Origin of the sequence: Pseudomonas sp. M47T1 (genome assembly GCF_000263855.1) — a bacterium.
GTDB lineage: Bacteria > Pseudomonadota > Gammaproteobacteria > Pseudomonadales > Pseudomonadaceae > Aquipseudomonas.
Genome location: NZ_AJWX01000079.1, coordinates 1 through 291 on the forward strand (window position 1 = coordinate 1; position 291 = coordinate 291).

The window sequence follows — 291 nt, forward strand, 5'->3', positions numbered from 1 at the left end:
GGGCTACCCCTTCGACTTCCCTTCAAAAATGCAGGAGCCTGCCACATGCCCCGCGCCATGACTGATGCATGTATCCGCGTCATCCAGCTGCTTGTGCTGTTGGGTGTGCTGTTTTTGGCGGGTTGCACGCCGAAGCCGCCGAGCAAGCTGGGTGCGCCGATCGAGGGGCGTAACCATACGGGGGCGGCGATCAACTGGTTCATGGTGAACCGCAACGGCGGACCGAACGTTGGGCCCTACGGTGGGGGTGGCAAGCAGAACTGCTGCGTGCTGTTGCCGGTTAAGTGGCAT

The 291-nt window shown here is 61.9% G+C and carries 1 protein-coding gene; it reads left to right on the plus strand.

Annotated elements, in window-relative coordinates:
- Positions 1-45: 45 nt before the first annotated feature.
- On the plus strand, positions 46-291 hold a 246-nt coding region (locus tag PMM47T1_RS28525), incomplete at its 3' end, for a DUF3304 domain-containing protein (RefSeq protein WP_008375993.1).